Genomic DNA, 577 nt, shown 5'->3' with positions numbered 1-577 from the left:
ACAGTTTTTATTACAGTCTCAGCAGCACCTTAACATGTGCTGGTTTTTCTGCGTAAATATTGAACACAAAGCAGAAGGTGTGCGTTCCTATTTCGTCAATGTTAGTTTGCTAAATTTAAAGCCTAAGGTAATCAAGAGTATGGCGTTCTTTGCTGTATATATGGGGCGTGATGTTTAAGTTCAATGATTAAAGGTTGTAGATTTGAATTACGAATATCCAGATGAATTGGATTTTTTTGAAAGAGGCTTTGGTTACTCTAAAGAGTACAGCCATGATGAAGGACTATTTTCATTTATCATGCAGTACGATAATGGAGCCAGCTTAATCTTTACCCACTCACCATTTTATAACTGCTCCGTAAGCGTAAAACTGGTGCAGGATGATGTGGTTGTATTTGATGTATATAAAGAAAATGTTTCTTCTATTGCTTTTCAAACATGGGGTTTAGAAAAGGTTTTGAGAGTTTACTCTACTAAAGGCGCTGAGAATCATGATTTTCTTGTGTATTTTAACCCAAAGCCAAGATTGCGTTACTCCGAGTTTTGATTTTACAGAGGCCTTGTTGATCAAATAGGC

The 577-nt window shown here is 36.2% G+C and carries 1 protein-coding gene; it reads left to right on the top strand.

The window, feature by feature from the left end; all coding sequences use genetic code 11:
* Positions 1 to 202 precede the first annotated feature (202 nt).
* Positions 203 to 547: a hypothetical protein gene (locus tag N477_RS25470; protein ID WP_063360174.1), complete on the top strand. Its 345-nt coding sequence runs from the start codon at positions 203 to 205 to the stop codon at positions 545 to 547.
* Positions 548 to 577: the final 30 nt, after the last annotated feature.

Source organism: Pseudoalteromonas luteoviolacea H33-S, from assembly GCF_001625695.1.
Classification (GTDB): domain Bacteria; phylum Pseudomonadota; class Gammaproteobacteria; order Enterobacterales; family Alteromonadaceae; genus Pseudoalteromonas; species Pseudoalteromonas luteoviolacea_B.
The sequence above is the reverse complement of the archived record's forward strand: the minus strand, read 5'-3'. Positions and strand labels throughout refer to the sequence as shown.